The organism is Leisingera sp. F5 (genome assembly GCF_001593695.1).
In genome coordinates this window covers 21,272-40,437 of the sequence record NZ_LUKH01000021.1, presented here as the reverse complement: position 1 = coordinate 40,437, position 19,166 = coordinate 21,272, and the positions used below count along the sequence as shown (strand labels likewise).

The 19,166-nt window shown below is 62.5% G+C and carries 23 protein-coding genes; 10 read left to right on the top strand and 13 right to left on the bottom strand.

Features of this window, described 5'->3' with window-relative positions:
* Positions 1-56: 56 nt before the first annotated feature.
* From A2I95_RS15470 to trxB, 4 genes are all read right to left on the bottom strand, one after another.
* Positions 57-1,736 carry an adenylate/guanylate cyclase domain-containing protein gene (locus tag A2I95_RS15470; protein ID WP_291730781.1) on the bottom strand — a complete coding sequence of 560 codons (1,680 nt, stop codon included), beginning with the start codon at positions 1,734-1,736 and terminating at the stop codon, positions 57-59.
* A gap of 74 nt (positions 1,737-1,810) precedes the next feature.
* Positions 1,811-2,869: a Hint domain-containing protein gene (locus A2I95_RS15465; protein WP_291730780.1), complete on the bottom strand. Its 1,059-nt coding sequence runs from the start codon at positions 2,867-2,869 to the stop codon at positions 1,811-1,813.
* A 329-nt stretch (positions 2,870-3,198) separates the two neighbouring features.
* Entirely contained in the window at positions 3,199-3,537 is a 339-nt protein-coding gene (locus A2I95_RS15460) for a ribonuclease E inhibitor RraB (protein ID WP_291730779.1), read from the bottom strand.
* Positions 3,538-3,543: 6 nt separating this feature from the next.
* Entirely contained in the window at positions 3,544-4,485 is a 942-nt protein-coding gene (trxB, locus tag A2I95_RS15455; RefSeq protein ID WP_291730778.1) for a thioredoxin-disulfide reductase, read from the bottom strand.
* Positions 4,486-4,725: 240 nt separating this feature from the next.
* On the opposite strand from trxB, the gene A2I95_RS15450 reads away from it, so the two are divergent.
* Positions 4,726-5,226 (top strand): Lrp/AsnC family transcriptional regulator, encoded by a 501-nt coding sequence (locus tag A2I95_RS15450; RefSeq protein WP_027258143.1) that lies wholly within the window; start codon positions 4,726-4,728, stop codon positions 5,224-5,226.
* Positions 5,227-5,315: 89 nt separating this feature from the next.
* On the opposite strand, the gene A2I95_RS15445 is transcribed toward A2I95_RS15450, so the two are convergent.
* The 5 genes from A2I95_RS15445 to lgt all read right to left on the bottom strand — a co-directional run bounded on the left by A2I95_RS15445 (position 5,316) and on the right by lgt (position 9,558).
* Positions 5,316-6,092, bottom strand: coding sequence for a Hint domain-containing protein (locus A2I95_RS15445; protein WP_291730777.1), 777 nt, complete (start codon positions 6,090-6,092; stop codon positions 5,316-5,318).
* A gap of 328 nt (positions 6,093-6,420) precedes the next feature.
* A complete protein-coding gene (locus A2I95_RS15440; protein ID WP_291730776.1) occupies positions 6,421-6,822 on the bottom strand; it encodes a hypothetical protein in 402 nt (133 codons plus the stop codon).
* 20 nt (positions 6,823-6,842) lie between these two features.
* Complete coding sequence (pgeF, locus tag A2I95_RS15435) at positions 6,843-7,598, bottom strand: peptidoglycan editing factor PgeF (protein WP_291730775.1); 756 nt, start codon at positions 7,596-7,598, stop codon at positions 6,843-6,845.
* Positions 7,595-8,662, bottom strand: a complete 1,068-nt coding sequence (locus A2I95_RS15430; RefSeq protein WP_291730774.1) for an SAM-dependent methyltransferase — start codon at positions 8,660-8,662, stop codon at positions 7,595-7,597. The genes pgeF and A2I95_RS15430 overlap by 4 nt, the downstream gene beginning before the upstream one ends.
* Positions 8,659-9,558 (bottom strand): prolipoprotein diacylglyceryl transferase, encoded by a 900-nt coding sequence (lgt, locus tag A2I95_RS15425; RefSeq protein ID WP_291730773.1) that lies wholly within the window; start codon positions 9,556-9,558, stop codon positions 8,659-8,661. Before lgt ends, A2I95_RS15430 begins: the two co-directional genes overlap by 4 nt.
* 97 nt (positions 9,559-9,655) lie before the next feature.
* Here lgt and A2I95_RS15420 point away from each other — a divergent pair, with 97 nt between their 5' ends.
* Together A2I95_RS15420 and A2I95_RS15415 are read left to right on the top strand one after the other, a co-directional pair.
* Entirely contained in the window at positions 9,656-9,901 is a 246-nt protein-coding gene (locus tag A2I95_RS15420; RefSeq protein ID WP_259990929.1) for an accessory factor UbiK family protein, read from the top strand.
* A gap of 201 nt (positions 9,902-10,102) precedes the next feature.
* Positions 10,103-10,654, top strand: a complete 552-nt coding sequence (locus A2I95_RS15415; RefSeq protein WP_291730772.1) for a 2OG-Fe(II) oxygenase — start codon at positions 10,103-10,105, stop codon at positions 10,652-10,654.
* A gap of 113 nt (positions 10,655-10,767) precedes the next feature.
* On the opposite strand, the gene A2I95_RS15410 is transcribed toward A2I95_RS15415, so the two are convergent.
* Positions 10,768-10,923, bottom strand: a complete 156-nt coding sequence (locus tag A2I95_RS15410) for a hypothetical protein (protein ID WP_169730796.1) — start codon at positions 10,921-10,923, stop codon at positions 10,768-10,770.
* 443 nt (positions 10,924-11,366) lie between these two features.
* Between A2I95_RS15410 and A2I95_RS15405 the strand changes: the two genes are divergently transcribed.
* Genes A2I95_RS15405 through A2I95_RS15390 form a run of 4 tightly spaced genes read left to right on the top strand, consistent with a single transcriptional unit; the run spans position 11,367 to position 14,008 of the window.
* Positions 11,367-11,867 (top strand): YbjN domain-containing protein, encoded by a 501-nt coding sequence (locus A2I95_RS15405; protein ID WP_291730771.1) that lies wholly within the window; start codon positions 11,367-11,369, stop codon positions 11,865-11,867.
* 39 nt (positions 11,868-11,906) lie between these two features.
* The gene (gene proC, locus A2I95_RS15400; RefSeq protein WP_291730770.1) at positions 11,907-12,722 is read left to right on the top strand and encodes a pyrroline-5-carboxylate reductase; all 816 of its coding nucleotides are present in this window, start codon (positions 11,907-11,909) and stop codon (positions 12,720-12,722) included.
* Entirely contained in the window at positions 12,715-13,053 is a 339-nt protein-coding gene (locus A2I95_RS15395; RefSeq protein ID WP_291730769.1) for a tRNA-binding protein, read from the top strand. Before proC ends, A2I95_RS15395 begins: the two co-directional genes overlap by 8 nt.
* A 1-nt stretch (position 13,054) precedes the next feature.
* Positions 13,055-14,008, top strand: a complete 954-nt coding sequence (locus A2I95_RS15390) for a D-glycerate dehydrogenase (protein ID WP_291730768.1) — start codon at positions 13,055-13,057, stop codon at positions 14,006-14,008.
* 35 nt (positions 14,009-14,043) lie between these two features.
* Here A2I95_RS15390 and A2I95_RS15385 read toward each other — a convergent pair whose 3' ends face one another.
* Positions 14,044-14,289 (bottom strand): LapA family protein, encoded by a 246-nt coding sequence (locus A2I95_RS15385; protein ID WP_291730767.1) that lies wholly within the window; start codon positions 14,287-14,289, stop codon positions 14,044-14,046.
* 66 nt (positions 14,290-14,355) lie between these two features.
* The gene (locus tag A2I95_RS15380) at positions 14,356-14,958 is read right to left on the bottom strand and encodes a thymidine kinase (RefSeq protein ID WP_291730766.1); all 603 of its coding nucleotides are present in this window, start codon (positions 14,956-14,958) and stop codon (positions 14,356-14,358) included.
* Between the two features lie 370 nt (positions 14,959-15,328).
* Here A2I95_RS15380 and A2I95_RS15375 point away from each other — a divergent pair, with 370 nt between their 5' ends.
* From A2I95_RS15375 to A2I95_RS15365, 3 genes are all read left to right on the top strand, one after another.
* Positions 15,329-15,793: a hypothetical protein gene (locus tag A2I95_RS15375; protein WP_027258155.1), complete on the top strand. Its 465-nt coding sequence runs from the start codon at positions 15,329-15,331 to the stop codon at positions 15,791-15,793.
* Positions 15,786-16,514 carry an arsenical resistance protein ArsH gene (arsH, locus tag A2I95_RS15370; protein ID WP_291730765.1) on the top strand — a complete coding sequence of 243 codons (729 nt, stop codon included), beginning with the start codon at positions 15,786-15,788 and terminating at the stop codon, positions 16,512-16,514. The genes A2I95_RS15375 and arsH overlap by 8 nt, the downstream gene beginning before the upstream one ends.
* Before the next feature lie 638 nt (positions 16,515-17,152).
* Positions 17,153-17,863, top strand: coding sequence for a trypsin-like serine protease (locus A2I95_RS15365; RefSeq protein WP_291730764.1), 711 nt, complete (start codon positions 17,153-17,155; stop codon positions 17,861-17,863).
* An 88-nt stretch (positions 17,864-17,951) separates the two neighbouring features.
* Here the strand turns inward: A2I95_RS15365 and A2I95_RS15360 are convergent, their stop codons facing one another.
* Positions 17,952-19,127, bottom strand: coding sequence for a DUF4062 domain-containing protein (locus A2I95_RS15360; RefSeq protein WP_291730763.1), 1,176 nt, complete (start codon positions 19,125-19,127; stop codon positions 17,952-17,954).
* Positions 19,128-19,166 lie beyond the last annotated feature (39 nt).

The following is a 19,166-nucleotide window of genomic DNA, read 5'->3' as shown; positions in this document are numbered from 1 at the left end:
TGGCACCGGCTGGGCAGAGGGTGGGAAACAAGCGTTCTGCGCAGCAGCGGGCCGGCTTAACGCTGTTCTGCGGCAAGGGTCCGCGGCAGGGCGGCGGCAAAGGCAACAGGCAGCGCCTTGACCGGTTCGGCAACGCCGCGCAGTTGAAAGGTTTCCAGCGCCAGATGGCCGGTCTCGTATCCCGCAGCGTCCAGCGCGCGGGCCGAAATCAGCAGCTCGACGCCCAGTTCCTTGGTCTTGGCCTCCAGCCGGCTGGCAGTGTTGACGCTGCCGCCGATGATGGTGCGCGGAGCATGGCCGGCGCTGCCGATTTCGCCCAGAACCAGGTCGCCCAGGTGGATGCCGATACCGATGCGGATCTCCGGTTCGCCGTCGGCGGCAAGCTGGGCGTTGAAGTCCTGCAATGCGCTGCCGATGGCGGTTGCCGCGTCCAAGGCCGCCTGGGCCGAGCGGGCGGGAGAGCGGGCCTCGAACAAGGCGAGCAGGCCGTCGCCGAGGTATTTGTCGACGGTGCCGCCCGCGCCGGTGACAGCGGGCACGATGGCGTCAAAGAAGCGGTTCAGCAGGAACACCACGTCATAGGGCAGCTGGCCGGCGGTGCGGGCGGTAAAGCCGCGCATGTCGAGAAACAGGATGGCGAGCTGCTGTTCGCTGCCTTGGCTGGCATGGGCGCGGCCCTTTTGCCCGTCGGGGCGGAACATGCGGGTGACGGTCAGCGGCGCTTGCGGGCGGATCTGGCAGGCCAGCCGCATATTTGCGGGGGCTTTGACCCGTTCCAGGCTGCGGGCTTCGGGCGGGGCAGGCGCAGGCAGGTGATCACCGCCTTCGTCCACCACCACCCGGCAGGTGGTGCAGCGCCCCTTGCCGCCGCAGAGCGAGGTATGCTGGACGCCGTTGGCCTGGGACATCTGCAGCAGGGTCATGCCGCGCTCGGCACGGATTTCGGGACCAAAGGCATAGCGGATCTGCACCGCCCGGCGGCGGCGCAGCAGCCGGGCCAGCAGATGGGCCGCTGCAGTCAGCCCCAGGAGGATGAGGAAGGCGGTAAACCAGCGGCTGTCGGTTTGGAACAGTTCGGCGAAACCCTCGCGGCTGGGCCAGTTGAAATCCGCCATCAGTTCGGCCCGCTGGCTGCCTTCGGCAAACAGATCGTAGATGCGGCGGCCCTCGGTCAATACACCGGCCAGGGCAAAGCCAGGGACAAAGACCGCCAGCCCGGCCATCCAGGGAATCAGCACCCGCCACCAGCGGGTCAGGCGCAGCCAGTAATGCAGGCCCATACAGCCGTGGATCCACACCGCCAGCAGCAGCGCGCTTTGCTGCCAGACCTCGGGCGAGGCCCACATCAGCACCAGCTCGTAGGCCATCTCGTCATTGACGCCGTAGATTTCGTGCGAATAGCGGGTGAATACCAGATGGCTGAGCAGCTGCAGCGGGATCAGCAGGCCAAGCAGGGTTTGCACCCCTTCGCCAAAGCGCATCCTGAGGTTGCGGCGGCGGGCCAGGTTCCACAGGGCAAGGCCGGCGTGCAGGATCAGCGAGGCATAGAGGATCAGGCTGCCAAGCAGGCTGCGGGTAATCACCTGGCGGGCGTCCTGGAATTCCTCCATCCATTCGGGCGACAAAAGCCCCAGGCCGATATTTATGAAATGGAAGAAGGCATAGGTGAACAGCACCAGCCCGGTGATGATCCGGGTGCGGCTGATCCAATTGCCCTGCCAGAGTGCGCTTGCCACTCCGGTCCTCCTGTTTCGCGGTTTCCGGGGTGCAGACTGCGGCGGGCGGGCGCAGCGGTCAAGGCGGCATGGTTTTACACCAGGGGGCTGTCAGCCAGCAGGCGGCTTTCCTTTTGTTTCAAAACTCTGCGGGCGGCGGGGTAGCCGCTGCCGCCGGCCTGCGCAAGATCGGGGAACAGCTCCAGGATCTCCTGCCGGGTGGCGGCGGCGCCGCCGTCCAGGAGCTGGCCGCCGGGCTGGAAGCTTTCGGTCCACAGACCGTTCGAGAACACCGCCTGATGGCGCTCGAACAACAGGTGCACATAGGTGGTCCGGGCAACCGCCTGCCGGGCAACACCGGGATGCGCCTGCAGGTGGGCGGCGGCAGAGAACACCTCCGGCTCTTCAAACAGCATCTGGCAGGCGGCGCCTTTCAGCAGCAGCCGGTGTTGCGGCGAGACCCAGAGGTCCTGGGACGGCTGGCCGGGACCAAAGGCGCTGGCCGCAACCCGCACCGGCTGCAGATGCGGGCAGGCCTGCATCCAGTCAGCGCCGATCTGGCGGATGCCAACCCAGAGAACGGGCTGAAAGCCGTTGTCGCGGGTCAGCACCCGGTCGCCGGGGCGCAACCGCTCCACCGGGCGCAGGCCCTGGTCGGTGCAGATGTCGGTGCCGGTCACGAAACAGGGCACAAAGCTGTCGTATTTGGAGGTGCCGGTATTGCTGCCGGAGGTTTTCTGGTACCGCGCGCCCTCCTTCAGCGGGGTATCGGAGGAAAAGCCCCAGACATCCTGCGTAACGCCGTTCCGGGAAAACACGGTGATGGTGATGACCGGGCCGAAGGGATTGCCGCCGGCATCAAGCTCTTGCACGTAGTGGTGCGATTCGGCCTCGACCGGGGTGCCGCTGGCCACCATGGAACCGCCATCGACGATGGTATGGCCGCCTGACTGGTCATCCTCTATCGTATCAGCATCGCCTGCGGTGTCATCCAGGGTGATGCGTTCGATGGCGTAGCTGGAGTCATGGGTGAAAACCGTGCCGGCCGGGGTGTCCGAATTGTTGATGATCGAACTGCCTGCAGTCATATGGGGTGAGCCGTCATCGACGGTAAAAGCGTCCGCATTGAACGCGCTTAAAGTTCGTATCGCCATTTCGGCCCCCCGGCAGAACGATCTGATATGCAGTCGCTTACGCGAGGGTTTTGCGGTGCTTTTTTCTAATACCGGGTTAAGGCGCCGCAGAAAGGCGGATGATTTTGTTGTACACCCGTTTGGGTGCGCTTCGGTAAGTGTGTAAGGCCGGTTAAGTGAAATATTTCAGTAACTTGGCGGAGTTTTTGCGTCCTGCGGCGAACCAGCGCAGGTGTTTATGCAGGCGTGCCCCTTGGGCGCGCGGGCCGGGGCCGGGGGCTGATCTGCCCGGGTCTGAAACAGGATCCGCCGGACGGGTCCGGACAAGGAGAGGCATGGTGAGGGCGGGCTCAGCCCTCCAGCCCCCAGCCGTCCGGTGCAAACCCGCGGGAGAGGGCGGCGCGGGTGGCGACTTCTTCACCGATCCAGATGCCGGTGGCGGAAATGATCTGCTCCGGCAGGGTGGCGATCAGATAGGGGGCGCCGTCTTCGGTGTCCTCTGCGCTGACCCAGCGGCAGCTGTAGCCCTCGCGGCTCAACTCTTCGGCCAGGGGCTGCCAGTCCGCACTGTCGCGGGCGGGGACGAAGAAATAATCAACGTCCGCCGCCTCGGGCAGGCCGTGTTCGGCCTGCAGATCGTTGAATGCCGCAACGGTTCCGGCCTGCTGGGTTTCGAAATCATGCGGCATCCGGGGTCAGTCCTGCTCTGCCAGGAAACGTTCGGCGTCGAGTGCCGCCATGCAGCCCATGCCTGCCGAGGTGACCGCCTGGCGGTACTTATGGTCGGTCAGGTCGCCGGCCGCGTAGATGCCGGGGATCGAGGTTTCGGTCGAGCCGGGCTTGACTTGGACATAGCCGCCGTTGTGCAGCTCCAGCACGTCTTTGACCAGTTCGTTGGCAGGGGCGTGGCCGATGGCAACAAAGACGCCCTTGCAGGGAATTTCCTTCAGCTCGCCGGTCTGCACGTTCTTGACCACGATGCCCTCAACCCCCAGCGGGTTCTCGGTGCCGACGACCTCTTCCAGGGTGTGGAACCACAGCGGTTCGATCTTGTCGTTCTTCATCAGGCGGTCGATCAGGATCTTCTCGGCGCGCAGCTCGTCCCGGCGGTGGACCAGGGTCACCTTGGAGGCGAAGTTGGTGAGGAACAGTGCCTCTTCCACGGCGGTGTTGCCGCCGCCGATCACCACGATCTCCTGGCCGCGGTAGAAGAAACCGTCGCAGGTGGCGCAGGCGGAGACGCCGAAGCCCTTGAACTTTTCTTCCGATTCAAGGCCCAGCCATTTGGCGCGGGCGCCTGTCGCCAGGATCACCGCATCAGCGGTGTAGGTGATGCCGCTGTCGGCCTTGGCCACAAAGGGGCGGGCGGAGGTGTCGAGCGAGGTGATGTAGTCGCCGATGACCTCGCAGCCCATGGCCTGGGCGTGCTCCTGCATCTTGATCATCAGATCGGGCCCCTGGACCTCGGTGAAGCCGGGGTAATTCTCGACCTCAGTGGTGGTGGTCAGCTGGCCGCCGGGCTCAATGCCCTGAACCAGGACAGGTTCCAGCATGGCACGGGCGGCATAGACCCCGGCGGTGTAGCCTGCAGGCCCGGAGCCGATGATCAGAACCTTGGTGTGGCGCGTCTCGCTCATGTGTGTTCCCCACGTAATGCAGCCTGGCGGGCGTGCCGCCGTCAGGCACTGCATATAGCGGCAGGACCAGCAGGCTTAAACCCCCAAGGCTTTGCATGCGGCAGGATGCAAATCCGCCAGGGATACGCGCATTGCGGCTTGCGCCTTTGGAGCGCAAAGAATATTGCGCGGCAATGAAACATTATTGCGCAGCCCTGCGGCGGTGCTATAAGAAACGCAAATTCCACAGGAGCTTTGAACATGGTCACAACCCGCCTTGATCCGATTGATCGCAAGATTTTGTCGGAGCTTCAGGCCGATGGGCGGATGACCAATGTGGAACTGGCCAAGCGGGTCGGCATTTCGGCGCCGCCCTGTCTGCGCCGGGTGCGCGCATTGGAGGAGGCCGGGCTGATCCATGGCTATCATGCGGATGTAAACTCGCGCGAGTTGGGGTTTGAGGTGCAGGTTTTTGCCATGGTGGGGCTGGAAAGCCAGGCCGAGGTGGAGCTGAGCGCCTTTGAAGAGAAATGCCGCAGCTGGCCCTTGGTGCGCGAGTGCCACATGCTGAACGGCGAAGTGGATTTCATTCTGAAATGCGTTTCCCCCGATCTGAGCACATTTCAAAGCTTCCTGACCGGCGATCTGCTGACCACGCCGAATGTGGCCAGCGTCAAGACCTCTCTGGTGATCCGCGGCGCCAAGGATGAGCCGGGCGTGCCATTCGAAGTTCTCGAAGAGCGGCTGGCGCGCGAGGCATAGGGCGCAAGCACGCAATAGCCTGACATGTAAATGCCGGGCAATGGCGTGCCCGGCATTGTTGTATGTGCGGGGCTGGGTGCCCCTTCAGCTTACAGAATGGCCGGGCTGGACCTGCTGCTGGCGGCCCTGGAGTAAGCCAGCGGGCCAAAGTCATGAATGCTGTTGGCATGGGCAAACATGTTCAGGAACAATGTCTTGATCGCATAGCTGGCCAGTTTCAGCGCGTCGGGACCCGGATGGTAGGTTTCAAATTCCAGCCCTCCAATGGTGATCGCTGCGTGACGCGGCAGGCAGAGGTGGTACATGTCCACCGGCGTCGGCGGGGCGGTTTCAAAGATGCTCATACCATCCTGGAATTCTGCAACCGGGGTCAGCAACTGTCCGCTGTCCGGACTCTGCAGATGCGGCGGGGTGCGCAGCAGCCGTGCTGCGGGCCCGGCAACAAGGCTGGAGGCCGGTTTTTGAAGACCCAGGCTGTCGGCCATGAAACTGGTCAGGCGATGGCTGCGGCCGCGGCTGCCGGGGCGTGCGGGCAGAATGCTGGTGTGGCCGATCCAGACAAGCGGCTGGCTGCCGCCGCTGACCAGGATGTCATCGCCCGGCAGCAGGTCTTCGACGGCAACCGGGCCGCTGGCAGTTTCCACCAATGAGCCGCGGGAAAATGCGCAAAATGCATCTTCGAACAGCGGCAGGGCAGGCGCAATGTGGCGGGTTTCGGCAATCGCACCGCTGGGCAAGAGGCTGCTGACCTCATAGCGCCGCAATTGCGGCTTTGTTGCACTGCGCAGCGCCGCCGGATCCTGCAGGAACGCATTGGCTTCAATGGCGTTGGCTGCAGCCTTCTGCAGCGAGTGGGCGATGGTCATAACAGCCACCTTTCCTTTCAAACTGCCCGTTGCATCGGCCCCCACCGGCAACACAGACGTGCTTGAACGTTATGTATGCGCTCTAAATGGCGGGATTTAATTCGAATTGTCAAAAAATCTGAAGCAAACTGGTTAACATCCGGCCGGCCCTGATGCCGCTGCGGGCGGGGCCCGGCGGCAGGCCGGGACGGACGTAAGACGATTCGGCTAAGGAAGTGTCAAGCGGACGCTGGAGTTTGCTTAGACCGGTTGGGTGCCCTGACGGCGGCTGGCCGGGCTGGCGCGCGTGCGCCAGGGGACGCTGCCGGCAGGACACCCGTCCCCGGCGTTAACCCAGTTTCTGCTTCGCGGTCTGGCTGCGTGCTTGTCCGGTGCGGCGGCGCGCAGTTGCCCAAGGCAGGGTCACGGTCTCGCTCTTGGCGGAGCGGATGATGGAGGCAATGAAACGCTTGTTCATCTTCATGGTGGTCTGTCCTTCGCCCGGCAGCCGGCTTTGATGCGGGGCCGCTGCTGTTTGTGTTGTTCTGACCTGTTTATGGGTAACATTTGCGCCGCGAATATGACCGGTTGAGGGCAATTTTGCTCTGGCACCGCCGCGGTGAACGGCATGGGATTCTCCGCCCGGTATCCTGTTAAGTGATTGTTGTAATTTTAAAAATACTCTTCGGAGGATGAGCTTGACGCAGCGCCAGACGGCGAATGCGGCGGAATTTAATAAAATTCGCCACATTTGCCTGGGTTAACGGGCGGTTAAAGCCGGATGCAGGAGATCAGGCGGCCGTAGTCGGCCTCTTTGGCGTGGGTTGCGCGGCGGTAGGAATAGAACTTCTCCGGATCGGAATAGGTGCAGTGGCGGGTCCATTCCGCCACGCCGGCGCCCGCCTGGCGCAGCTTGTGCAGGCCGAGGCCCGGCAGGTCGAACAGGTAGCGCCCGCCTTCGCCATTGGCAAAGAACCGGGCATAGCCGTCGTCCTGCATCACGAAGTCTTCAAAAAATTCCGGACCGACCTCATAGGCGCGTTGCGAGATCGACGGGCCGATCACGGCGGTGGTGTTTTCGCGCCGGGCGCCCAGCCCCTCCATGGCTTCGAGAGTTGCCTCCAGCACCCCGTCCAGGGTGCCGCGCCAGCCCGCATGGGCGGCGCCGATGACGCCTGCCTCAGGGTCGCAAAACAGCACCGGCTGACAGTCAGCGGTCAGGATGGACAGCGCCAGCCCCGGCACATTGGTGACCATGGCATCGGCGCGGGGGCGTTCCTGCGAGGGCTCTGTGACCGCCAGCACATCGGCGCTGTGAACCTGATGCACGGCACTCAGGTTCTCGGCGGGGACATCCATTGCAGCGGCCACGCGGGCGCGGTTGATCTGCACCGCCTCGCGCTGATCGGTGGAGCCCAGGCCGCAGTTCAGACCGTGGTAGATGCCTGACGAAGCGCCGCCCCTGCGGGTGAAGAAGCCATGCCGCACCGGGCCAAGCAGATCGGACGTGAGAATTTCAAGCGTCATGGGTTCAATCCTGGCGGAGGGGCGGCCTGGGAAGGGTAGAGGCCAAGAATCTTGAACAGGTTTCCCATTTCCTCCGGGTGCGTCAACCGCCGATGTGCAGCGATCAGGGTTTTCAGGCGGTCTCCCTGCAGCGGTGCGGCCAGGGCGCGGGCGCGATCGGTGATACCGAGGCGCTCTAGAAACACCCCTTGCGGGGTGAGGCGGGTATAGGCGCAACCCTTGGATTTTGCTGCCATTGCCAGCGCTTCGAAATCCACATGGGCGGTCAGGTCGGCCTCGCCGGGGGCCTGCAGCGGATCGGCGGGTTCATGCGCGCGCAAGGCTTGCAGCGTATCGCCAAGGGCGCGCCAGTCGCCGTAATCCGCGATCAGCGCCGCGCCGCCATGGGTGGCGATTCGGGCTGCGATGGCCTGGGTGGCGGGGGCGGCGGCGTCGCAAATCTCGACCAGATCGCCCTCCTGCGTGTCCTGCAGCCGGTGATCCAGGGCGGGCTGCGGTGCTGCGGGGCTGAGGCCGAAGGCGAGCGCGCCGTCTGTCAGGCCGATGCGCTTTTCGCTCCAGTGATCGCCGCTGCGGATGAACTGGCGGATGGGCAGGGCGTCGAAAAACTCATTTGCCACCAGGAACAGCGGCTGGTCCGGCAGGGCGTCCGCATGGTCCAGCCACTCGGGGGCGTATGCCTCCAGCGTCTTGGCTTGGCTCTTGCGCAGTTCGGGGGACGCCTCGACCAGGCATAGCTGCATCGCCGCGTGAAAGCCGGGCACGCCGCGGGTGGCGCGCAAGAGGTCCGCCATCAGGGTGCCGCGCCCCGGCCCCAGTTCGGCAAGCGTGAAAGGGGCCGGGGCGCCTTGATCGAGCCAGCATTGGGCCAGGGCGAGGCCGATCAGCTCGCCGAACATCTGGCTGATTTCCGGCGCGGTGATGAAATCGCCCTTGGCGCCCAGCGGATCGCGGGTGGTGTAATAGCCATACTGCGGGTGCAGCAGGCAGTCGGCCATGTAGGCGGCAACAGACATCGGGCCATCCGCCTGGATGCGGGCGGCGAGGTGATCTGCCAGGCTCATGCCGTGCTCCGGGCGGTACGGCGGGCCCGCAGCAGGAAATAGAGGCCGATGGCGATCATCGGCAGCGACAGCGCCTGGCCCTGGGTGAGGCCGAAGCCGCCCATGTGCCAGGCCAGCCCCAGCGGATTGCCGGGAGAGACAAACTGCGCATCGGGCTGGCGGAAGAATTCAACAATGAAGCGGGCAAGGCCGTAGCCCGCGAGGAACACACCCAGAAGGCGGCCCGGCGTGTGGAAGGCATTGCGGCGCCAGGCCAGGTACAGCAACAGGGCGCCGAGGATCAGCCCCTCCATCAGTGCCTCGTACAGCTGCGAGGGGTGGCGGGCGCAGAGTTCGCCCAGTGCCTGGCCGCAGTCCTGCGCCGCCTGGCCGGGGAAGGCGACGCCCCAGGGCAGGTCGGTCGGGCGGCCCCAAAGCTCGGCATTGATGAAATTCGCCAGCCGCCCCAGCAGCAGGCCCGGTGCCACGGTGTGGGCGACCAGATCGGCGATCTGCAGTTTGGGGATGTTGTGGCGCGCCGCATAGATCAGCGTGGCCAGAACCACCCCGATGAGGCCGCCGTGAAAGGCCATGCCGCCCTGCCAGATCTTCAGGATCTCAGCCGGATGCGCCATATAATAGGCGGGCTGGTAGAACAGCACAAAGCCCAACCGCCCGCCCAGGATCACGCCGAGGATGATCCAGGTCAGCAGATCCTCGACCTGTTGCGGTTTCATCGGCGGCTGGTGCGCGGGCCACAGCGCGGGGCGGCGCAAGGCCGTGACGGCCAGCCGCCAGGCGATGACGATCCCGGTGATATAGGCGAGCGCATACCAGCGCAGGGCGAACTCGAACGAGCCGAGGGAGATCGAGAAAATCTCGGGCGAAAGGTCGGGGAATTGGATCATGGCCTGCATGTGCGTCTGAATGCCTCTGGTCTTCGGGGGAAGTCAACGGCTTGCAGCCGTGCGCCCGCTTCCCCATATAGGAGCCAGCCCCGAGACGGAGAAGAGCATGCAGACCCGCAACAAGATCCTGGACGATATTTCCCAGCTGATGACCAATGCGATGGGCGTGGCCCAGGGCGCCAAGGACGAGGCGGACACCGCGCTGAAAAGCATGATCGACCGCTGGCTGGCGGACCGCGATTTCGTCACCCGCGAGGAATTCGACGCGGTGCGCGCGATGGCGCAGAAGGCCCGCGAGGAAAACGAGGCGCTGAAGGCGCGGCTGGATGCGCTGGAGACGGCGCAGAAGTAAGCGGGCAGACCTGCTTGTCAGATAAGCCTGCTGCAGCGTTGCGCTGCGGCGGGCTTTTTTGTGCTATGGTGCAGGTGCATGGCTGCTCTGCAGTGCGGCGGGCAGAAATGCGTCGCTTTCCGCGCGCGTGGTCGAAAACCGCGCAGCGCTGATCCTGCCGTCCTGTACATGCTTCCTCTGCTGCAACAAAAGGATGGTGGCATGGTGTCTGTTTATTCGGTGCCGGGTGCGTTCAGCGCGCAGGAATGTGCGGAGATTTCCAGGAAAGTGACGGACAGGCCGGAGAGCGAGGCGCGGCTGGTCGGGCAGATCCGCGATCACAATCTGCGCCGGGCCAGCCTGGTGTGGCTGGACGATGTACCTGGAACGGGCTGGGTGATGGACCGCTTGATTTCGCTGGTGCGCCGGGCCAACCGGGACAGGTTCGGGTTTGATCTCCGTGAGTTTGCCGAAAGCCCGCAGACTGCCAGTTACAAGGCGCACGACGGCGGTCATTTCACCTGGCATTCAGACATCGGCGACGGTCCGGTGGCTGGCAAGCGCAAGCTGACCCTGGTGGTGCAGCTGAGCAAGCCGGGCGCCTATGATGGCGGTGACCTGGAGATTATGCCGGGTGCCCATTCGGTGGCCGCCAGCCGGGCGCAGGGCAGCGTCGCGGTGTTCCCCAGCTTTCTGTTGCATCAGGTGACTCCGGTCACCCGCGGCGAGCGCCAGTCGCTGACCGTTTGGGCGCATGGGCCTGCGTTCCGGTAAGCAGCCGACCGGGCCGCGGGTGAAGCTGTCTTTGATGCTTCACCTTCCGCGGCCCGGTCATTTTGGATACAGAAATTCGGGAGCGTGTTCACGATGGGCCGCGCGCGGCGCGATCAGACTGCAATGATCCAGACGGCAATCAGGCTGACGGTCAGGTAAACAAGCGTGTTGACCATCCAGCGTATCAGGCCGGCTTCGCCCTCCGGGTCGACGCCCAGGCGTTCACAGACTTTGGTTCCAGGCCATAGAAAAGCTTCTGACAGTGTCATGGGGCGGCTCCTTGATGGGTAAGCGCGATGCATGGAAGTCAGTAAGGGGTAAAATGCGCATTGTAAATACTTAATATAACACCGCGGGCCGGAAGCGCCGGTATGACCCGCGTATTCGGGTCAGGATGAAAACCGGTTCGGGCCTTGCGGTTTTGGGGATCTGCGGGGTGGTTCCGGCTGGTGGCTGATCCCGCCGGAGACTGTGCAGGAAGCGGTTTAAGTGCCGGGTTGCAAATGCTATGTCTGGGCCGGCATCTAGGGGGGTGTGGATAGTTCATCCACAAGTTATTGCAGATATCCCCAAAATAATGGTTGCCAGATCATCAATTCAGCCCCACCATATCTTGTATGGGAGCGGGGATGCGTCCCCGGCCCGTAGCAATATAAACTAGCTATAGGGAGACTCTGTGCCCGGTAAGCTAGGCAAAGAGAGAGGTGGCATAATGGCACTATCCGAGCTTCACTTGGAAGAAGACATCCACCCCATCGACATCGTCGAGCATTTGGCGTCGCACCATGATTGGGACTTTGACCGGGTTGGCGATGACCAGATTGCCATGTCGGTGGAAGGGCAGTGGCGCACCTATTCGCTGACGCTGGCCTGGTCGGGCTACGAGGAATGCCTGCGGCTGGTGTGCAGCTTTGAGATGGAACCCCCGGAAGCGGAGCTGCCGCGGCTTTATGAGCTGATCAACAGCATGAACGACCAGTGCTGGGAGGGCTCATTCACCTATTGGGCGGACCACCAGCTGATGCTGTTCCGCTATGGGCTGATGTTGTCCGGAGGTCAGATGGCCAGCCCGCAGCAGATTGATGCGATGATCAACGCAGCCGTCGCCAATGCCGAGCGCTATTACCCGGCGATCCAGCTGGCGGTCTGGGGGCAGCGCAGTACAAAAGACGCAATGCAGGTCGCCATTGCAGAGGCTTACGGGCGGGCGTAAACCTTGCCCTGAACCTGAGATTTAGGGGAGGGGCTTAAGATGGATATGCAAGAGATTTCCGCGCGCGGGCTGGTGCTGCTGGGCTGCGGCAAGATGGGATCGGCGATGCTGGCCGGATGGCTGGAGGGCGGTTTGCCCGCATCCTCGGTCTGGGTGGTTGATCCGAACCCCTCGGACTGGCTGAAGGGCACCGGCGTTCACATCAACGCAGAGCTGCCCGCGGCGCCGGGGATCGTGCTGATCGCGGTGAAGCCGCAGATGATGGGCGCGGCGCTGCCGACGCTGCAGAGCTACGGCAACGGTTCCACCCTGTTCATTTCCGTTGCAGCGGGCACCTCAATCGCGACATTCGAAGATGTTCTGGGCGCGCAGTCGCCGATTGTGCGGGCGATGCCGAACACACCGGCCGCTGTCGGGCGAGGCATTACCGCGATTATCGGCAATGCCCATACCAGCGATGCGGATATCGACCGCGCCGAGGGGCTGCTGCAAGCCGTGGGGCAGACCGTGCGGTTGCAGAATGAGGGCCAGATGGATGCCGTCACCGGCGTCAGCGGCTCCGGCCCTGCCTATGTGTTCCACCTGATCGAGACGCTGGCCGCCGCGGGCGAGGCGCAGGGGCTGCCGGCGGAACTGGCGATGCAACTGGCCAAGGCCACTGTGGCGGGCGCCGGCGCGCTGGCAGAGGCGGCAGAGGACAGCCCCAGCCAGCTGCGCATCAATGTGACCAGCCCCAACGGCACCACCCAGGCTGCACTTGAGGTGCTGATGGATGAGCAGGACGGCTTCCCGCCGCTGCTGAAACGCGCCGTGGCGGCGGCAGCGGACCGGTCCAAGGAGCTGTCGCGTGGCTGAGATTACTTTTGACGACTTCCTGAAAGTCGACGTCCGCGTCGGCGAAATCGTGCGTGCGGAGCCGTTTCCCGAAGCGCACAAGCCGGCAATCAAGCTGTGGGTCGATTTCGGCGCTGAAATCGGCGTAAAAAAGAGCTCAGCGCAGATTACGGCGCATTACATGCCGGAAACGCTGGTGGGCAAGCAGGTTCTGGCCGTCGTAAACTTCCCGCCGCGGCAGATTGGCACGTTCATGTCAGAGATCCTGGTTCTGGGCCTGCCGGATGAAAACGGAGAGATATTCCTGGCGGGTCCCGATGGAAAGGTCCCGCTGGGCGGGAGGATGCACTGAAATGAAAATCTGGATTGCGCGGCCGATGACGGCAGCGGTCACGGCACGGGCGCGGGAGGCCTTTGCTGATCTGGAAATCCGCGAGACCAACGCGGTACTGAGCGAGGCGGAGATGCTGCGCGCGCTGGCGGAGTTCGACATTGTTGTGCCGACGCTGGGCGACAGGTTCACGGCGGAGATCTTTGCCAAGGCGGGCACGCCCCGTTGCAAGCTGCTGGCCAATTTCGGCGTCGGCTACAACCACATCGATGTCGAGGCCGCGCGGGCGGCAGGTGTCGAGGTGACCAACACGCCGGGGGCTGTGACCGATGCCACCGCCGATATCGCCATGACGCTGATCCTGATGTCGGCACGCCGCGCTTCGGAAGGCGAGCGGATGCTGCGCCAGGGCGATTGGCAGGGCTGGCACCCGACCCAGATGCTGGGGCTGCATGCCACCGGAAAACGCGTCGGCATCGCCGGCATGGGCCGCATCGGCCAGGCAATTGCGCGGCGCTGCCATTTCGGTTTCGGTATGGATGTGTCGTACGTGGCGCGCTCCTCCAAGGAACTGGACTTTCCGGCGGACCGGGCGGAGAGCCTGATCGCGATGGCGGGGCAGGTGGATTTTCTGGTGGTGGCAGTGCCGGGCGGGCCTGAGACCACGCATCTGATCAACGCCGGGGTGCTGAACGCAATGCAAGCCCATGCGCATCTGATCAACATCGCCCGCGGCGAAGTGGTGGAGGAAGCCGCACTGATCGATGCGCTGCAGAACAACCGCATCGGCGGCGCGGGTCTGGATGTCTATGAGTTCGAGCCGAATGTGCCGCAGGCGCTGATCGATCTGGACAACGCCACCCTGCTGCCGCATCTGGGCACTGCCACTGAGGAAGTGCGCAGCAACATGGGCCATATGGCGCTGGACAATGTCGCCGCGTACCTTGCGGGCGCGGCGCTGCCCAACCGGGTCTGACCCCTGTCTGCCTATCTGCCTGAGCCTTGAGAGGCTCAGGCGTCCTTGGGCTTGTCGTGGCGGTGGTCCCAGGCGGGATCTTCGCGCTTGATCTTGCGGGTGGCCCAGGTGCCCGCGGGCCAGGCCAGGATGGCGCCGATGGCGGCGCAGATCAGAATTGCCTCGACCGAGTAGAACCCCAGCACAAATGCGGTGATGACGGCTGCACCGGCGATGCAGGCGCCAATCATGATCGACAGGTGAAAGCGCAGCTTGCCGGCCAGCGGATCGCGCAATGTCATGACGGCCTCCTTTGGAAGTGGTCCGAAGGAGTATAGCACAGATTGCACCGGATCGTCCCGGGCGGCTTATTCCGCCGCTTTGGTGCTGCGCAGATCGCCTGCCGCTTCGCGCCAGTGGCGGCGGCAGAGCGAGACATAGGTCTCATTGCCTCCGATCTGCACCTGGTCGCCCTCGGTCAGCACCCGGCCCTGGTTGTCCTGGCGTACCACCATCGTGGCCTTTTTGCCGCAATGGCAGATGGTGCGGACCTCGCGCATCTCATCCGCCAGCGCCAAGAGGGTGGCAGAGCCGGGGAACAGGTTGCCCTGGAAGTCCACCCGCAGCCCGTATGCCAGCACCGGTACCTTCAGGTCATCGACAACGCGGGCCAGCTGCCAGACCTGGTCGGGCGTGAGGAATTGTGCTTCATCGACAAAAATCGCTGCCACCGGGCCGCGGGCCAGCCGCTGTTCGATGCGGGCGTAGAGGTCATCGCCTGCGGAAAACATATCTGCCGCTTCACCGATTCCGATCCGCGAAGCGATTCTGCCGGCGCCGGCGCGGTCATCCAGCCGGGCGGTCAGCAGGTAAGTATCCATATGGTTTTCACGGTAGTTATGCGATGCTTGCAAAAGCACCGTCGATTTGCCCGCGTTCATGGTGGAGTAGTTGAAATAGAGCTTGGCCATGGGGCCGGGGTTTACCTGTCCCGGCATGCAGGGAAAACCGGATTCGTGCGGGTTTGGCGGTGCAGCAGCAAGGGCGTGGCGGGAAGGCTCACCGGGGCCGGCATGGCCGGGGGGAACAAACCCCGGTAAAAACCACGCTGAATGCCCCGGAGAGCCCAAGTACCGGGCAGACCAATTGCCCAAACCGCAAAACGTCACTCACCCGTTCTGCATTGCACTGGATAACAGATGCAAATTGCATCGTCCCACTCGCTAAATCCCTGAAAACCTGAGGGATGGATAAGGTATCGCAATTCCTCTACAAGTCAGAAATGGGAAATTAACCGGTTCGTTCCCCCATGGGGCGGCGGCCAAGCCAGGTAGGAAGTATATGGCTGAAATCGGGACGTATCTGAAAAAACACACCGAGGCGTTGGTGAAGGATGTGGGCATCGAAGCCGCCTGCCAGATCACGGGGAAATCCAAGGCGACGCTGGGGCGCTATTACTCGGACAATGCTGAGCACACGGACCGGTTCATGCCGGTGGATGCGGTGGCCAAGCTGGAAAGCGCTGCGTCCTATCCGCATGTGACTTCGGCGCTGGCCGAGCTGAAGAACATCACCCTGTCTTATAACGGTAACGGCTCGGCCTCGGAGACCGGACGCAGCGGCGGCGTGAATGCGGATGTGATTGCGCTGAGCCAGCGGTTCGCCCAGCTGATGAGCGAATACCAGGAAGCGATGGAGGACGGCATCATCACCGTGAACGAGGCCAAGCGGCTGCTCAGGGAAACGGTGCTGTTGCAGCAGGTTCTGCTGGATATGAAGCTGCACCTGGAGGAAGACAGTGCCTGAGACCGGTGACGGGGTCAGCCTGCCTGCCATTGCGGAAGGTGAGCTGCATCCGATTGACGTGGACGCGCTGGCGGCGCCGGATGATCCGCGCCATGCGCCGCGCATTCTGCTGCTGTACGGTTCGCTGCGCGCGGTGAGCTATTCCCGCAAGGCGGCAGAGGAAGCGGCACGGGTGCTGCGCGCCTTGGGTTGCGAGACGCGGATTTTCGACCCTTCCGGCCTGCCGCTGCCGGATGACGCGGGCGCGGCGGAGCACCCCAAGGTGGCAGAGCTGCGCGATCTGGCGGTCTGGTCCGAGGGCATGGTCTGGTCCAGCCCGGAACGCCATGGCGCGATGACCGGTATCATGAAACTGCAGATCGACTGGCTGCCGCTGTCGCTGCAGGGAGGGATCCGCACCACGCAGGGCAAGACACTGGCGGTCATGCAGGTCTCGGGCGGGTCGCAAAGCTTTAACGCGGTCAACCAGATGCGCATCCTGGGCCGCTGGATGCGGATGCTGACCATTCCAAACCAAAGCTCAATCCCCAAGGCCTGGCTGGAATTCGGGGAGGGTGAGCGCCTGCCCGAGGGTCCGTTCTACCGCCGTCTGGTGGATGTGATGGAAGAGCTGGTGAAATTCACCTGGCTGGTGCGGGGTCGCAAGGATTACCTGACCGACCGCTATTCAGAGCGGGTGGAGAGCGCCCAAGAGGTGCATCAGCGGGTATCGCAGAAGTAATAGCCTTGGGGCGGTGCCACTAGCGCAGACAGACACAAGCCCCGGCGCCGCTGCCGGGGCTTTTTCATGCCGGATCAGCGGTATCACCGGCACGTCGCAGTAGCCTAGGCCAGAAGGGCGGTCGGAAACAGCGTCAGACACCTTCCTGTGCGCTGGGGGTCGCAACCGGATCTGGCCGCCTAGCAGCAGCGAGCATGGTGCTGCAAGCCGCCGGCAGCACAGGCATTGCGGCGGTCTTGGATCCGCATTCCCGCATTGGGTGTGTCGTGCGGTTAAGCAATTGGGCGGCCTTTCCCACGGCGTTTAGGCAATTGTTAAGGCTCATTTCCGCCGCATTCGGGCCGTGAAGTTACCGTCTGCGACGGAAATCGCGTGGAAATAGGGGGAAACCTGAATTTTTCTCCTAACGAAACCCGGCGGATTTTCCCTTGTTTTTAAGGGGTTTTTTCGAAAATCGCGGAGAACCGTTAAGTAAATAAGGGGTTTCAGTGCCTTGGCTCCGGCAGAACGGCGCCGCGTTAGGGTTTTGTTAATTCTGTCTCATTCTGCCCATGTTTCTGCCCGCGCGGCACCGCAGCAAGCCGCATTCCAGCCTCAGGGCTCACCGACCATAGCGATGTGGGAAAATGGAGTGGGTCATGAGACGATTACTGGGAATTGCAGCTTCCGTATTCATCGGTTTCAGCGCCGGAGCCGCCGCGGCCGGGCAGCCTGCGCCTGTGCAGTCCGTGCCGGGATGGGAGGCCGTGGGGCGCTTGAACATTGGTGGCAGAGCCATGTGCACGGCCAGTCTGATCGCACCGGATATGGTGCTGACCGCGGCCCATTGCATGTATGACATCCGCAATGGCCGGGCGGTCAATCCGCGGAGCATCAAATTCGAAGCGGGCCTCAACGGGCGCCGTTCCAAAGCGTCGCGCAAGGTGGTCAAGGCAGTGATCCACCCGGGCTACCGCCACGGCCGGACCAGCCAGTTCCAGACCGGCACCGACATTGCTGTGCTGCGTCTTGACCGCCCGATCAGCGGAGAGGTGATCCGGCCACTGGCACTGGCCGCCGCGCCGGAGCGGGGGGAGCGGGTGGATGTGATGTCCTATTCCCGGCGCCATGAAAGATCACCCAGGCTGCAGACCGCTTGCCAGGTTCTGGTGGCGCGGCAGACCTCTTTGATCACCTCCTGCCGGGTCGATCTTGGGGCGTCCGGCTCGCCGGTGCTGCAGATGCGTCCGGGCCGCGCGCCGCGACTGGTCTCGGTAATCTCGTCCAAGGCGCGGATGGGCGGCAAAGGCGTGTCGCTGGCAGCGCCGCTGGGCCACGCGCTGCAATCGCTGATGCGGCAGGCGGGGTAGGTATTACCCTGGAAAACCTGCAGGCACTGAGCAAGCTCCTTCCCGGCACTGCAGGCTGGAGATTCGGCCCCGTATTGCATTGTTGACGTTAGAAACTAGTTTCCAAACGTATCTCGCTCGAAATTGAGCACATAGTTTCAATGGAACGCTCGAGAAGCGCAGTTAGGTCTTGTGTCAAAGAGAGTAGAATTGATTTTTGTTGCTGGATAGCTGGTATTTCGTCTGGCCAAGTTTCAAGTGATTGAGAAAGACCTTTGATGCTGCCAAGAGATGCCTCTGTACCAAGTCGCGCATTGTCGATTGATGCTGCCAGTTCTGAGAATGTGTTCACTTCATCCGGAATTTTTGCGCGAGCAACAACAAAACCCCGGGAAAAGCTGCTTAGTCCTTTCGAAAGTGTTTCATCGAACTCAGTGATAAAGCCGATCAAGAATCGACTATAGTTGGAGATCGCTGATAGAATGTCCTGTAAAAACTTGTTAGCCTTTGACTTGTCAACCCGGGCTGTCGTGGCATTCAGATTTTTGCTACCTTTGTTAAGTGATCGAGCAATTCGCTCTGTACGGTCACTGTATGTTTTTAACAGTTTGGCAGAGTCTAATATTTGTTTACTCCCTGATAGCAGTAAATCCTCGACTTGGACTGCGGGGTCCTCTTCCAAAAGCCTCGTCCAATTTGCCAACGGGTTTAAACTGTCTTCTTCTTTACTTTGCTGTGGGAGTGCTTCACCGTGATCCTTAAGGATGTCATAAACCGCGTCTGTTAAATGTGTTCGAAGTGCATGCTCAAAATCAGCGCGTGCAGAGAAGCTATGGTGCAAAACACCGCGTTCCTCGAGCTTTCTTTTAAATATTTGCCTCTTTTTTAGATCATCTGGGTCAATTTGTGAAAGCGCAGGCCCAGACTCGGCGAAATAGAACATTATTTCAGGGTGAGCGTGGTTATTCCAACTCTCGTAGGCAAGTTCAAATTCTTCTTCGGTACCGGATCCCCAACGCTCGGTAGCGGTTCCAAAACGTGCGCCGAGCATCCCTAAATAGATTTCATAGTCCAAGCCCATTTGCCGATTAATAGTATCTTGGGCGGATAGCCCAGCTGCAGGGCGAGTATGTTTTTCCCACCTGAGAACTTCTATGACGAATTCGAGGTGTCGCCCTAAGTCATGGGATATTTGTTTGCAAACCGATTCCACGAGGTCCCTCTCTTCAGAAAGGCCGCCGGGAGAGGAGACAAAGACAGAAATCTTTCGTACGAAATTCGACATGGGCGCAATCCTGAATTGAATTGCGCCCACCCTAAGTAG

Bases quoted from the DNA above. Each gene is read 5' to 3' on its own strand.
- A2I95_RS15365 (WP_291730764.1), top strand. From the start codon at position 17,153: ATGAGACGATTACTGGGAATTGCAGCTTCCGTATTCATCGGTTTCAGC.
- A2I95_RS15390 (WP_291730768.1), top strand. From the start codon at position 13,055: ATGAAAATCTGGATTGCGCGGCCGATGACGGCAGCGGTCACGGCACGG.
- A2I95_RS15360 (WP_291730763.1), bottom strand. From the start codon at position 19,127: ATGTCGAATTTCGTACGAAAGATTTCTGTCTTTGTCTCCTCTCCCGGC.
- A2I95_RS15430 (WP_291730774.1), bottom strand. From the start codon at position 8,662: ATGAGCCTGGCAGATCACCTCGCCGCCCGCATCCAGGCGGATGGCCCG.
- A2I95_RS15420 (WP_259990929.1), top strand. From the start codon at position 9,656: ATGCAGACCCGCAACAAGATCCTGGACGATATTTCCCAGCTGATGACC.
- pgeF (WP_291730775.1), bottom strand. From the start codon at position 7,598: ATGACGCTTGAAATTCTCACGTCCGATCTGCTTGGCCCGGTGCGGCAT.
- A2I95_RS15460 (WP_291730779.1), bottom strand. From the start codon at position 3,537: ATGCCGCATGATTTCGAAACCCAGCAGGCCGGAACCGTTGCGGCATTC.
- proC (WP_291730770.1), top strand. From the start codon at position 11,907: ATGGATATGCAAGAGATTTCCGCGCGCGGGCTGGTGCTGCTGGGCTGC.
- lgt (WP_291730773.1), bottom strand. From the start codon at position 9,558: ATGCAGGCCATGATCCAATTCCCCGACCTTTCGCCCGAGATTTTCTCG.
- A2I95_RS15380 (WP_291730766.1), bottom strand. From the start codon at position 14,958: ATGGCCAAGCTCTATTTCAACTACTCCACCATGAACGCGGGCAAATCG.
- A2I95_RS15385 (WP_291730767.1), bottom strand. From the start codon at position 14,289: ATGACATTGCGCGATCCGCTGGCCGGCAAGCTGCGCTTTCACCTGTCG.
- A2I95_RS15450 (WP_027258143.1), top strand. From the start codon at position 4,726: ATGGTCACAACCCGCCTTGATCCGATTGATCGCAAGATTTTGTCGGAG.
- trxB (WP_291730778.1), bottom strand. From the start codon at position 4,485: ATGAGCGAGACGCGCCACACCAAGGTTCTGATCATCGGCTCCGGGCCT.
- A2I95_RS15405 (WP_291730771.1), top strand. From the start codon at position 11,367: ATGGCACTATCCGAGCTTCACTTGGAAGAAGACATCCACCCCATCGAC.
- A2I95_RS15440 (WP_291730776.1), bottom strand. From the start codon at position 6,822: ATGTGGCGAATTTTATTAAATTCCGCCGCATTCGCCGTCTGGCGCTGC.
- A2I95_RS15445 (WP_291730777.1), bottom strand. From the start codon at position 6,092: ATGACCATCGCCCACTCGCTGCAGAAGGCTGCAGCCAACGCCATTGAA.
- A2I95_RS15410 (WP_169730796.1), bottom strand. From the start codon at position 10,923: ATGACACTGTCAGAAGCTTTTCTATGGCCTGGAACCAAAGTCTGTGAA.
- A2I95_RS15465 (WP_291730780.1), bottom strand. From the start codon at position 2,869: ATGGCGATACGAACTTTAAGCGCGTTCAATGCGGACGCTTTTACCGTC.
- A2I95_RS15415 (WP_291730772.1), top strand. From the start codon at position 10,103: ATGGTGTCTGTTTATTCGGTGCCGGGTGCGTTCAGCGCGCAGGAATGT.
- A2I95_RS15375 (WP_027258155.1), top strand. From the start codon at position 15,329: ATGGCTGAAATCGGGACGTATCTGAAAAAACACACCGAGGCGTTGGTG.